This is a genomic window from Burkholderia cepacia (assembly GCF_001718835.1).
GTDB classification, from domain to species: Bacteria; Pseudomonadota; Gammaproteobacteria; order Burkholderiales; family Burkholderiaceae; genus Burkholderia; species Burkholderia cepacia_F.
On the sequence record NZ_CP013444.1, the window covers coordinates 1,625,133 to 1,638,071 of the forward strand.

General features: G+C 63.2%; 7 protein-coding genes and 1 pseudogene. 7 read left to right on the forward strand and 1 reads right to left on the reverse strand.

The window, feature by feature from the left end:
* Positions 1-3: 3 nt before the first annotated feature.
* The 3 genes from tssH (at position 4) to WT26_RS27410 (ending at position 5,632) form a co-directional block, all read left to right on the forward strand.
* Positions 4-2,664, forward strand: coding sequence for a type VI secretion system ATPase TssH (gene tssH / locus WT26_RS27400; RefSeq protein WP_069274393.1), 2,661 nt, complete (start codon positions 4-6; stop codon positions 2,662-2,664).
* Positions 2,661-4,934 carry a type VI secretion system tip protein VgrG gene (gene tssI / locus WT26_RS27405; RefSeq protein WP_069274394.1) on the forward strand — a complete coding sequence of 758 codons (2,274 nt, stop codon included), beginning with the start codon at positions 2,661-2,663 and terminating at the stop codon, positions 4,932-4,934. Before tssH ends, tssI begins: the two co-directional genes overlap by 4 nt.
* Before the next feature lie 74 nt (positions 4,935-5,008).
* Positions 5,009-5,632 (forward strand): hypothetical protein, encoded by a 624-nt coding sequence (locus tag WT26_RS27410; protein WP_069274395.1) that lies wholly within the window; start codon positions 5,009-5,011, stop codon positions 5,630-5,632.
* Between the two features lie 66 nt (positions 5,633-5,698).
* On the opposite strand, the gene WT26_RS37670 is transcribed toward WT26_RS27410, so the two are convergent.
* Positions 5,699-5,992: a hypothetical protein gene (locus WT26_RS37670; RefSeq protein WP_155774699.1), complete on the reverse strand. Its 294-nt coding sequence runs from the start codon at positions 5,990-5,992 to the stop codon at positions 5,699-5,701.
* Here WT26_RS37670 and WT26_RS27415 point away from each other — a divergent pair.
* From WT26_RS27415 to WT26_RS27430, 4 genes and pseudogenes are all read left to right on the forward strand, one after another.
* Positions 5,991-6,947 carry a hypothetical protein gene (locus WT26_RS27415; RefSeq protein ID WP_155774700.1) on the forward strand — a complete coding sequence of 319 codons (957 nt, stop codon included), beginning with the start codon at positions 5,991-5,993 and terminating at the stop codon, positions 6,945-6,947. The two genes, WT26_RS37670 and WT26_RS27415, sit on opposite strands and share 2 nt — an antisense overlap.
* Positions 6,944-11,524, forward strand: a complete 4,581-nt coding sequence (locus tag WT26_RS27420; RefSeq protein ID WP_069274397.1) for a polymorphic toxin type 15 domain-containing protein — start codon at positions 6,944-6,946, stop codon at positions 11,522-11,524. Before WT26_RS27415 ends, WT26_RS27420 begins: the two co-directional genes overlap by 4 nt.
* Positions 11,521-12,138 (forward strand): GAD-like domain-containing protein, encoded by a 618-nt coding sequence (locus tag WT26_RS27425; protein ID WP_059953880.1) that lies wholly within the window; start codon positions 11,521-11,523, stop codon positions 12,136-12,138. Before WT26_RS27420 ends, WT26_RS27425 begins: the two co-directional genes overlap by 4 nt.
* Positions 12,139-12,564: 426 nt before the next feature.
* Positions 12,565-12,846, forward strand: a pseudogene (locus WT26_RS27430) (GNAT family N-acetyltransferase); the annotation flags it as partial.
* Positions 12,847-12,939 lie beyond the last annotated feature (93 nt).

The window sequence follows — 12,939 nt, forward strand, 5'->3', positions numbered from 1 at the left end:
GTCATGTCCGATATCGGCCGCGTCAACCTGTTCGGAAAACTGAATCCGTTCCTCTACGAGACGCTCGAGCAGGCGACCGGCTTCTGCCGGTTGCGCGGCAATCCGTACGTCGAACTCGCGCACTGGTTCAAGCAGATGCTGCAGCGGCCCGACGGCGATCTGCAGCGCGTGCTGCGCCACTTCGCGATCGATGACGCCGCGATCGACCGTGGGCTCGTGGCCGCGCTCGACAGACTGCCGCGCGGCGCGGGCTCGGTGTCGGACCTGTCCGTGCATATCGACGATGCCGTCGAACGTGCGTGGGTGTACGCGACGCTGAAGTACGACGCGACGCGCATTCGCGGCGCGGTGCTGCTGCTCGCCATCCTGAAGACGCCGCAGTTGCGCAACGTGCTGCTGGCGATCACGCGCGAATTCGAGCGCATCGTGCCGGACGTGCTCGCCGACTCGCTCGAATCGATCGTCGAGGGCTCACCCGAAGCGCCGCCGGCCGCACGGGCGGGCCTGGGCGGCGACGCGGCGTTGCGCGCTGCGCTCGCCGCGGACGGCCCGGCGCTCGCGCGCTTCGCCGTCGACCTGACCGCGCGCGCGCGGGCCGGCGAGATCGACCCGGTCGTCGGGCGCGACGCCGAGATTCGCCAGATCGTCGACATCCTGCTGCGGCGCCGGCAGAACAACCCGCTGCTGGTCGGTGAGGCCGGCGTCGGCAAGACGGCGGTGGCGGAAGGCTTCGCACTGCGGATCGCCGCCGGCGACGTGCCGCCGTCGCTGCGCGACGTCGCGCTGTACCTGCTCGACATCGGGCTGCTGCAGGCCGGCGCGAGCGTGAAGGGCGAGTTCGAGAGCCGGCTGCGCGGTGTGATCGACGAGGCGATGTCGTCGGAGCGGCCGGCGATCCTGTTCGTCGATGAAGTCCACACGCTCGTCGGCGCGGGCGGGGCCGCCGGCACCGGCGACGCCGCGAACCTGCTGAAGCCCGCGCTCGCGCGCGGCCTGCTGCGCACGATCGGCGCGACCACGTGGTCCGAGTACAAGCAGTACATCGAGAAGGACCCGGCGCTGACGCGGCGCTTCCAGCTCGTGCACGTGCACGAACCGGAAGAAGCGGCCGCGCTGACGATGCTGCGCGGCCTGGCCGGAAAGCTCGAGGCGCATCACCGCGTGCTCGTGCTCGACGACGCGCTGCACGCCGCCGTCACGCTGTCGCACCGATACATTCCGGCCCGCCAGTTGCCCGACAAGGCGATCAGCCTGCTCGACACGGCCTGCGCGCGCGTCGCCGTCAGCCAGCACGCGGTGCCCGCGCCGATCGAGGATGCGCGCCGCCACATCGACAGCCTGCGCGTCGAACAGGAGCGGATCGGACGCGAATGCGCGCTCGGCACCGGCGATACCGCGCGGCGCGACGCGATCGACACGGCGCTCGCCGCCGCGCAGGCCGACCTCGACCGGCTCGACGCGCGCTGGCACGCGGAGCGCGATGCGCTCGAGACGATCGTCGGTGCACGCACTGCGCTGCTTAAGGAAGCAACTTCGGACGAAACGCCGGACGCCTCGGCGCGCGCGGACCTGCAGGCGAAACTCGCCGGCGCACAGGCGGCGCTTGCCGCGCTGCAAGGCGACGCGCCGCTCGTGCTGCCCGCCGTCGACACGCACGCGGTGGCCGCCGTCGTCGCCGACTGGACCGGCATTCCGCTCGGCCGGATGGTGCGCGACGAAACGCAGGCCGTGCTGAAGCTCGCCGACACGCTCGGCGAACGCGTCGTCGGCCAGAAGCACGCGGTCGAACTGATCGCCGAGCGCATCCAGACCGCGCGCGCCAGGCTGGACGACCCGAAGAAACCGCACGGCGTGTTCCTGCTGTGCGGCCCGTCAGGCGTCGGCAAGACCGAGACCGCGCTCGCGCTGGCCGACACGCTGTACGGCGGCGAGCACAACGCGATCACCATCAACATGAGCGAGTTCCAGGAGGCGCATACCGTGTCGACGCTGAAGGGCGCGCCGCCCGGCTATGTCGGCTACGGGCAGGGCGGCGTGCTCACCGAGGCCGTGCGCCGGCGCCCGTACAGCGTCGTGCTGCTCGACGAGATCGAGAAGGCGCACCGCGACGTGCACGAGATTTTCTTCCAGGTGTTCGACAAGGGCTGGATGGAGGACGGCGAGGGGCGCGACATCGATTTCCGGCATACGGTGATCCTGCTGACGTCGAACGTCGGCGCCGATCGCGTGATGCAGCTGTGCCGCGATCCCGAGCGCCTGCCCGACGTGCAGACGCTCGCCGATGCACTGCGCGCGCCGCTGCTCGACGTGTTTCCCGCCGCGCTGCTCGGCCGGCTGACCGTCGTGCCGTACTACCCGCTCACCGACGCGACGCTTGCGCGGATCGTCGCCTTGCAGTTGCGGCGGATCGGGCAGCGGATCGACGCGCATCACGGCATCCGGCTGCGCTGCACCGACGCGGCGACCGCGCTGGTCGTCGAGCGCTGCCGGACGATCGAGTCCGGCGGCCGGATGGTCGACGCGATCCTCACGCATACCGTGATGCCGCGCATCGGCCGCGCGATCCTGCAGGCGACGCTCGAAGGCCGCACGCTGTCGTCGATCGAGCTGGGCGCGGCCGACGGCGAATTCGCATACCGGTTCGACGAGGAGGAGACGACTTGAATCGCGTATTCACACTCGACAGCCCGCACGGCGACGACCTCAAGTTCCATACGCTCGACGGCAGCGACGAACTCGGCCGGCTGTTCGAATTCCGGATCGAGGCGCTCGCCGACAGTCACAGCCTGTCGCTGAAGGACATGCTCGGCAAGCCCGTGACGGTCCGGATCGAACAGCAGGACCTGTCGACGCGCTACCTGAACGGCATCGTGGCGCGCGCGTCGCTCGCCGGCCGGCGTGCCGAGCGGTACTACGGCTACGAGCTGATCGTGCGCCCGTGGCTGTGGCTCGCGACGCGCCGATCGGATTGCCGGATCTTCCAGAACAAGACCGTGCCGGAGATCGTGCAGGAGGTACTGTCGACGTACGGCTTTCCGATCGAGAGCCACCTGGCGGAGACGTACGTGCCGCGCGACTACTGCGTGCAGTACAACGAGACCGACGCCGCGTTCGTGTCGCGGCTGATGGAGTTCGAGGGGATCTACTTCTGGTTCAGGCACGCCGAGGATACGCATACGCTGATGCTGGGCGACGCGATGTCGTCGCATACCGTGCTGCCCGGCTACGGGACGATTCCGTACATCGCGCGCGACCGCACCGCGATCGCCGACGAGGAGCATATCGACGGCTGGCTGCCCGCTCAGGCGGTGAGCGTCGGCAAGCATCAGACCACCGACTACGACTACACGAAGCCGCGTGCCGATCTTTCGTCGCAGAAGGTCGATCCGCGTGGGCACGATCACGACAGTTTTGCGTCGTTCGAATGGCCGGGCGGCTATCGCGACGATGCGCCAGGCGCGCATTACAGCCGCGTGCGGCTCGAGGAGCAGCAGGCCGAGCATGAGCGGGCGAGCGCCGATACCGATGTGCGCGGTGTCGCGCCGGGTTACCTGTTCACGTTGGCGCATTGTCCGCGCGCGGACCAGAACCGCGAATACCTGATCGTGCGGTGCCAGTACCGGTTTCAGGAGAACGCGTATGCGAGCGATCAGGGCGCGGAGGCCGTGGTGCATCAGACGATGATGCTCGTGCAGCCGTCGAGCCTGCCTTACCGGTCGCCGCGCGACACGCCGCGGCCACGGACCAACGGGCCGCAGACGGCCACCGTGGTCGGGCCGCCGGGGGAGGAAATCTGGACCGATCAGTATGGGCGCGTGAAGCTGCAGTTCCGCTGGGATCGGTACGGGCAGAGCAATCAGGATTCGTCGTGCTGGGTGCGGGTGTCGAGTCCTTGGGCCGGTGGTGGATTCGGTGGCGTGCAGATTCCACGGGTGGGCGATGAAGTTGTCGTGGATTTCCTGAACGGCGATCCGGATGAGCCGATCGTCACCGGGCGGGTTTACAACGGCGAGAAGATGCCGCCGTGGGGGCTGCCGGGCAGTGCGACGCAGAGCGGGTTGCTGTCGCGCTCGTCACCGGGCGGGACGACCGAGCATGCGAACGCGTTCCGGTTCGAGGACAAGAAGGGCGCCGAGCAGCTGTGGATGCATGCGGAAAGGAACTTCGACGCGGAGACAGAACTCGATCATTCGCTGTCGATCGGGAACAACCACACGCATACGGTCGGGAACGACGAAACGATGCAGGTGAAGAACAACCGGCAACGGAGTGTGGGGCAGAACGAGACAGTCAATATCGGGCAGAACCGGGTGGCGCAGATCGGGGCGAACGAGACGCACGGGGTGACGGGGAATCGCAGCGTGTCGGTCGAAGGCGATAGTTCGCATACCGTTGCGAAAGGCAATCACAGCCTTGCGGTGGTGAGCGGAAAGCATGACGTCTTCGTCGAGGGGAACAGCACGCATGTCGTCGAAGCCGGCTCGTATGCCGCGCAAGTCAAGTCGGGAAATTATGCGGTCGACGTCGCGAAAATTGCGTCGACGGTCGCACGCGATTGCATCGCGATGAGCGTCGCGACGAGCATTGTGGAAATCAACAAGGACAAGGTCGGTGTGGCCATCGACGGGACCGGCGGCGACTCCGGTGTCAGTCTCGCTGGGCGCGTGGGCGGCGTGAGCATCGTCGGAGACGGCAAGGGCGTGGACATTGCCGGCCTTAAGCAAGGCGTCAAGATCTACGGCGAAAACGATCTCAATCTTTCAGGAAAAGCGACGGCGAGTCTGCAGGCGCCGAAGATCCATATCGACAACGGTACGGACAGTTGTGAAGTCAACGTCACGGCGACGAGGATCGTCCTCTCGACGAAAGGCGGCTCCGTCACGCTCGATGGTTCGGGCGTGACGATCCAGGGGACGATCGCTCACATTAATTGATTTCGACGGAGCGGCCGGATGTCGACGGCCGCTTGCCGAATCCATGGTTGCACTCGAAGCATAGGAGACATTCGATGGAAAACGAATCGGATCAGATGACGATCGACGATGCGCTTGAAGCGGATACCGTCAGTGCATTGCGGCGGCTGTTCGAGAACGACATGGCGCCCGAACCTTCCCCTCCGGTCGAGCGCGCCGAATCGGCAACGATGATCGGCGAAGTGATCGATACGCACCATCCCGACGCGATGGGCCTCATTCGCGTGAAGTGGACATTACAGGACGACACGACCAGCGAACGCTGGCTCGAATGCGTGGACGGCGTGAAACCTCGCATCGGCGACCGCGTGCTGCTGCAATCGCCGGCGAACTGGTCCGAGCATCTGATCACTGGCCTGTTGAAGCGGAAAGGCCGCGGCGAGCCGGTCGAGCCGATCGTCGAGCCGGCCGTGGCGCTTGCGCTCGAACCGGACAAATGCGTGCAGGTGTCGGATGCATCGGGCTGCCCGCTGCTGCAGGTCCGGGCCTCGCCTGACGGGCCTGTCGTGACGCTGTTGAACCAGAACGTGAACATCGAAGTCGCCGGCAAGCTGCGGTTGAGTGCACAGACGCTCGAACTGGAAGGCGGGCGCGGCGGTGTCGATATCCGGACCGAAGCGGACACCGTCGTGCGCAGCCGGTACGTTCGCCTGAACTGAGAGGCGACCTGACGTCATGCATCGTGAATTCTCCGCCATCGAGTCGTCGATCGAAGCGTTCATCGATCAACCCGACGATCCGACATTGTTGATCGAAGCGACCGACAACGACGTCGTGCCGGTTCTCAAGATGATGCAATCGCTCGACGAACGCGTCGGCGACGCGATTTTCCTGATCTTTCCGTTTCCATGCGACGCGGCCGGCGCGTATCTCCAGACGTGCATGGAGACACTCGCCCGCCAGATCGACGAAGAGGGCGCGGCGCGCGTCGAGCGTGGCGAAGCGGGCTGGCCGCCGTTGCCGCTGACCTGTACCGATCCGAGGCGCACACCCGCGCAACGGCTGCGCGATGCCGTCATGCACGTTCGCACGCTGATGCCGGAAGGCACCAAGGTCGTATGGGCATGGTTGCCGTCGCCGATGGGCGACTTCGGCGGCTTCGCGAAGCTGGTGCTGCAATGCCTGGCGCTGAACGGCTTTGAGGAATGGATGGAAGGACATCGATTCTGTATCCGCGATGACCGGAAACATCCGTGCCTGATTCCGCTCGCTCGCGAGAAGAAGGCCGAGCATGTGCTGATTCTTCCGGTCGATTTCTCGTCAGAAAAGGCGATTCGCCATCTGGTCGACATTGCGAACGATGCGGCCCATCCGATCGAGCAGCGCATGGGGGCCTTGATGCAGATTGCCGGGATCGACCTTGCGCATGGCCGGCTGCCCGACGCGCAGCGCAAGTATTACGCGCTCTTTTCCTTCCACGCCGAGCGTAAGGATGCGACGGGCTGCGCGGTGGCATTGCACGGCCTCGGCGATGTGGCGTTGCGCCACGGGTCGCCGCGTGATGCGAAGGACTGGTACGTACGCGCACTGCCGGCAGCGCTCGATGGCCGGAATCTGCTGGTTGTGCTCAACGCGCTGATGGCGGTGGGCAATTGCTGCAACGCGCTCGGCGAGCACGCAAAGGCGGCGACCTATTTCGATCTGGCGAGCGGTGCAGCCGGCAGGCTGATGCTCGTGCACACGAAGATCGAGGCGATGGAGAAGGGTGGTGTCGCGCTGCTGGCATGTGGCCAGGCGGCGGAAGCCGCGAAGAGCTGGATCGCCGCGAAGGGATTGTGCGAGCAATTCGGCTGCGAACGGCAGCGCATCAACCTCCTGGATCGCCTCGTATCGCTTTATGGAAACGCCGGGCTGAAAACCGAGGCGAGGGCGTATGAGCTGGAAAAGGATCCGCAGTACGTGGCTCGCCTGCGTGGAGCCGCGGCACAGGTCACGCATGATCCGGTGGCCGGATATGAACGGGCACGGCAATGAGTGAACCGGCAAACCGGTTGACGCGCGCATCCGAGCCGTCCGAGAGCCATGCGGCGCAATCGGAATCGAAGACCGACACCGCGTGCGATTCGCTGCTCGGTACGGTCAAATCGACCTTCGATCCGTTCAAGGAGACGTTCTCGTCGGAAGGCGGCGCATTCCATCACGTCAGTGAAGCAGTGAATGCGCTGGCGTCCCTGCAAAGCGCGCCGTCGCAGTTGCTCAATACCGGCATCGCGCAAATCCCGCTGCTCGACAAGATGCCGGGGATGCCCGCAGCGACGATTGGCGTTCCTCATCTCGGCACGCCGCATGCCCATGCTCATCCGCCGAGCAACGGTTTTCCGTTACCGAGTGTCGGCCTGACGATCGGCAGCGGTTGTTTGAGCGTGTTGATCGGCGGTATTCCTGCTGCCCGCGTGCTGGACATCGGCATTGCGCCTACCTGTGGCGGACTGACGCCGTACTTCGACATTCAGACGGGATCGAGCAATACGTTCATCGGCGGAATGCGTGCCGCGCGCATGGGCATTGACATGACACGGCACTGCAACCCGATGGGGCATGTCGGGAAGTCCGGTGGTGAGGCGGCGAGCGCTGCAGAGAAAAGCGAGGAGGTCGCGAGCGAGGCGGCGCAGGTGACTGGCCGGGCGAAGTGGATGGGGCGCGCAGGCAAGGCTTGGAAGGTTGGCAATGCGGCGGTTGGGCCTGCGTCGGGTGCAGCGGGCGCTGCCGCCGACGCGGCGCATGGCGAGGAACTGGCGGCCGCGATGGTGGCCGCGCAGACGGCTGCGGATGCCGCGATGATGCTGCTTGGCAATCTGATGGGCAAGGACCCTGGCGTCGAGCCGAGTATGGGGACGCTGCTCGCGGGCAATCCGACCGTGCTGGTCGGCGGGTTTCCGCTGCCTGACTCGCAGATGATGTGGCATGGGGCCAAGCATGGGATCGGGAAGAAGGTGCGGCCGAAGTTGCCGAAATGGGCGCAGGAACTGGCGTGTGAGTTCTGGGGCGAACCAGTTAGTGCGGTCACAGGCGAGGTCAAGAATGACTTCACGGATTACGAGACCGATGAGGTGGTTCCGTTCAAATGGGGACGTCACTACTGTAGCGGTTGGCACGAGCGAGACGGCGTGCTGGGATATGGATTTCGGCATGCATGGCAGCATGAGTTGCGGCTGTTGCGGACACGCGCCGTGTATATCGATCCGCGTGGTACGGAATACACGTTCAGCAGAAGGGCGGATGGCACATATGGTGGCTGTAGTCAGGGCTACGAGGTCGAACAGCTTGACGGCCGGCGCTTCGTTGTCCGGCATGAACTGGATGGTGACCTGGAGTTTGAGCGGGCCTTAACAACGGACCGGTCCGCCCGCTGCATGGGGCATGTTCGCGATGGGGCGCGTAGTGTCCTGCACTGGAACGAAGACGGGCGTCTCGAGAGGATTACGCAAGCCGACGAGCAAGGTCAGACCCGGCGTGTAATCGGATTCTGGTACGACGGGTTCGGGCGGATCGTCCAAGTTGCCCTGACGGACGTCGATGGCTACAGCAAGCGCATTGCCCGGTACGCCTACGATGCAATCGGCTGTCTGACCGCCCATCGCAATGCGCTTGATGCGACGGCAAGTTGCGCCTACGACGGTCAGCGCCGTATGGCGCGCCTCACCGATGCGAACGGCTACTCCTTTTTCTACCGCTACGACGCCAGAGGTCGCTGCATAGAAAGCAAGGGACAGGACGGCCTGTGGCACGTGCAGCTGCAGTACCACCCGGGGCGAACGATCGTCACCGAAAGCGACGGTGGGAAATGGATGGTGCTCTATAACGACGCCGGAACGATTACGCGCGTCATCGATCCGTATGGCGGCACGACGGAGTACGTGCTTGGCGCGGACGGCCGCATCGAGAGCGAAATCGACTCTGGCGGACGTGCCACACGCTGGCTATACAGCGCAAGCGGGCGTAACACCGGGCGCCTGGATCAGTGGGGAAACCGGTGGCCGGTGAAGGACGAGGTGCCAGTGCTGCCCAATGCCCGGGCAAATGGAGTTGCGGCGACGCCCTTGGATCAGCAGTGGGGAGACGACAACCCCGAGGACATGACGGATCGGATGCTGCTGCCGCCGGAAATCGAGGCAGTCGCGGCTGCCGTCGTTGCGCCAGACGCCGCGGCATTGTCTCAGGATGAGCAACGTGAAGTGGACGCGATCGGCAACCTGGTGCGGCTGCGCGACAAGGACGGCTGTGACTATCACTACAACATCACGTCCTGGAATTTACGTGCAAGTGCGATGGACCCGACGGGCCATACCGTCCGGTATCGGTATACAGCCAAGGAGCAGATTGCAGCCATCATCGACGCCAATGGCAATGAAAGCTCCTATACCTTCGACCTCAAAGACCGGATCGCAAGTGTGACGCGACATGGCCGGCTACGCGAAACGTACAAATACGACTCGGGCGACCGCTTAATCGAAAAGTGCGACGGGGGAGGCAATCTGCTTCTTCAGTTCGAGGCTGGCGAGAACGGCCTGCACAGCAAGCGCATACTTGCAAGCGGTGAAATGCATTTCTACGCGTACGATTCGCGAGGCAATTTCACGAAGGCATCGACAGATCGATTCGATGTCCGCCTGGATTACGACGAAGATGGGCGACGCATCGCGGACAAACGCGACGGGTCGGGTGTCGATCACAGTTATTTCGATGGACGGTTGGCCAGCACGACGTACTTTGAGCGCTTCGTGGTCCGCTACGACCTAGTCTCTCTAGGCGAAACGCTGATCCGCACGCCGGAGGGCGGCAGTCACCGGCTCATGCGTTCATCCGATGGCCGCGTTCTTCTGCGCTTTGGGAACGGGTTGAACCTGTTGTGCAGCTTCGATAAGGACGGTCGTTGCACCGGGCGGCTCGCGTGGCGCGAAGGCGTGGCCATGCCGGTGCATAGCGTGGGTTATCAGTACAGTGCGATGGGCGAGTTGCGACGCGTGATCGATAGCGCAGCAGGGACGACCGAGTATCAGTATGACGCGGCGCATCGTCTAGTTGGAGAGACGCGCGAGGGGTGGCCGGTGCGTCGCTTTCAGTATGACGCCGCTGGTAACCTTCTCTCAGCCCCTGGCCATACATGGTTGCGCTACGCAGAGGGCAACCGGCTTTCGGCCACATCGTCTGGCGTATTTCGCTATAACGAGCGCAATCACCTTGCGCAAGAGATCTCTGTAGACGGCCGTGGCACGACCTGGCGCTATAACAGTCTGGACCTATTGGTGCAAGTCGAATGGAGCGACCGTCCGGAAGTGTGGACTGCCGGGTACGACGGCCTGAGCCGGCGTACCACAACGCGCATGGGTGACGCGTGTACGCAGTATTACTGGGACGGTGACAGGCTAGCGGCGGAGGTAGGGCCTGACGGGCGAATTCGCGTCTACATCTACGTGAACGAATCAGCGCTCCTGCCATTCATGTTTGTCGACTATGCCGGGCTGGAAGCTGACCCGAAGTCGGGGCGGCCGTACTTCGTGCTATGCAATCAGGCGGGATTGCCGGAACGGGTCGTGGATCGGGACGGCCAAACCGTATGGGAAACGGAGGACATCGATCCCTACGGCATGATCCGGGTTGCGCAAGGCAATGCCATTGAGTATGCTCCGCGATGGCCCGGACATTACTTCGATCGGGAAACTGGGCTTCATTACAATCGGTTCCGCTCTTACCATCCAGGGCTGGGACGGTACCTGCAGTCCGATCCGGCCGGGCAGTCCGGTGGAATCAATCTTTATGCCTATGTGGCGAATCCGCTGGTCTATGTGGATGTGCTGGGACTGCGTTGCCCTAAAGCGGATCATCCGGAAGATTGCGACGGGACGGGGCCAGGGCATGAGGATCCGGGACACGCGGGAGCGGGGGGAGAGCCCAAGCTGCCAAAGCGCCCACGCAGGAAGAAGCCCGAGGAGAAACGGAAAATACCGTGCTTCCATCCCTACGACAAGAAGAATTACAAGCCGTTGTCCGCTCGAGAAAAACGCAAGTATCTCGAAGAATACGCAAAGCAGCTACGTGGGCAGGAAGCGGCGATCAACTCGATGACGGCGCAAGAGTTCAAGGCTGCACGCAAGCTCTACCGGGATACGTTCGAGGCCGCCAAGAAGGCGGGGGTCAAAGACCCAAGCGGAAGAAATCCTGATGCGGACAAGAAGCAGGAGCTTTACCGCGAAATGTTCAGGGACAAGATCCAGGCAAAAATTCTTGGAGACTTGATGAAAAAGAGCACAGATCCCGATCACGAGAAGGCGTTGAATAACGCCTTGGCGGAGTCTGGAACACGAGCCGATGAAATATTGAACACGCTTGCAGCGCTACATGAGCCTGATATGGTGGCCGGAGGATGGAAACATCCTGATCCGGAAGGTATGGGATCCGACAAGGTCAACAAGTCGATTGGGGCAAGCTGGAAGAGTCGTGTACACGCACTCGACAAAGCGGCGGATGAGGTGCTTGCGGATCCGGAAAGTGATGGTGTAATGCGCGTTGCGTTGTCGGTTTGTCGCGGCAAGGGAAAGCGAAGGCTATGACAGACATATTATTCGACACATTTGTCAGGAAGTTTGGTCGACGGACATTCCGCCAGGATGTTCCGGAGTCGGCAATAGCGAGGTACCGCGACGTCCTTCCCGACCGTTTGCTGGAAATTTGGCGCGAAGAAGGGTGGTCCGCGTACGGCGATGGTCTCGTCTGGATCGTCAACCCGGAAGAGTACGAGGATATCGTCGAGATGTGGCTGCGCGATACGCCGGTTGAAGGTATCGACAAATATCATGCAATTGTCAGGACAGCGTTTGGTGATCTCTTTCTTTGGGGCGAGGTCACGGGCCCCACTATCACGCTTTCATGTCCTCTGCACGTGCTGGTTTTCGTACCGGAAACCATCGAGGAGAAGGTCGAAAACGCCGATCAGGCATTGAGTATTTTCTTCGCGACGCTCTCGCGAGCGGGCTGCGACAAGGGCAATTTGTTCGAGCTTGCGCTCAAGCAACTAGGGCCATTGGGACCGGAAGATATGTATGGATTCGAGCCCGCCCTGATTGCTGGCGGAGAAATATCTATCGATCATCTCAAGAAGGTGAACCTGGACGTCCATCTTTCGATACTTCGACAACTTGCCCCGCCTGAAGTCGGCCCATTTTGATGGAAGCTCCGAATGTTCGGACTCCACTTGGGGTAAGCAGGAATAGAGTGATTCCGAGAAAATGCTGCGTTTTTGTATGCCTGGTCGTGACTCGTCTACACCTCCGAGCGATTGGGATATGGTGCGGCTTTCAGTAAACAGTGCCATCATGTGAGCGAGTTTTTGCTGACGGGCTGTAACGCGGTGGCCGGACTCGGCAAGGACATCTCCAATTCGGCACGAGCCGTTCAACGTGAGCTGTAATGCGTCAATGCTGGTCTGAATATCTTTCAGAAGCGCGCCATTCAAGGAAAAGAAATTGAACCGCGACGCCGTTCGCCTTCGTTACTCGCAGGATCGACCGCGTGTGAGAGACCGTCGCGGCCGTAGGGCCCGGCGACCATTACACTGCGAGGTAACCGCTTCATGAGCATCACCGTACGCGACGCCGTGACCGAGGGACTGGCCGGCTTCGTGTCGGTCTGGGAGCCGGACTATTTCATCCATCACCTGTACGTGGACCGGTTGCACCACCGGCGCGGCATCGGCCGGGAACTGCTACGCGCGCTGCCGGGTTGGCCGGCAACGCGCTACCGGCTCAAGTGCCTGTGTGCCAACGCGCCGGCGCTGGCGTTCTATCGCGCGAGCCGCTTCACCGAAATCGGCGTCGGCGCCCCGGAAGACGGCGAGTACCGGCTGCTGGAGTCGAGCGGTGACGACAGGGAGTGACCGTCATCGATCGATCCACATAGCGCCGTCACTGCCGTCGCACTTGCACGGCTAAGCATACGGCCATAAGTTTACATAACGTGAATTATCAAC

Coding starts and splice junctions, on each gene's coding strand:
- tssH (WP_069274393.1), top strand. CDS start 4: ATGTCCGATATCGGCCGCGTCAACCTGTTCGGAAAACTGAATCCGTTC.
- WT26_RS37670 (WP_155774699.1), bottom strand. CDS start 5,992: ATGACGGCATCGCGCAGCCGTTGCGCGGGTGTGCGCCTCGGATCGGTA.
- WT26_RS27425 (WP_059953880.1), top strand. CDS start 11,521: ATGACAGACATATTATTCGACACATTTGTCAGGAAGTTTGGTCGACGG.
- WT26_RS27420 (WP_069274397.1), top strand. CDS start 6,944: ATGAGTGAACCGGCAAACCGGTTGACGCGCGCATCCGAGCCGTCCGAG.
- WT26_RS27415 (WP_155774700.1), top strand. CDS start 5,991: ATGCACGTTCGCACGCTGATGCCGGAAGGCACCAAGGTCGTATGGGCA.
- WT26_RS27410 (WP_069274395.1), top strand. CDS start 5,009: ATGGAAAACGAATCGGATCAGATGACGATCGACGATGCGCTTGAAGCG.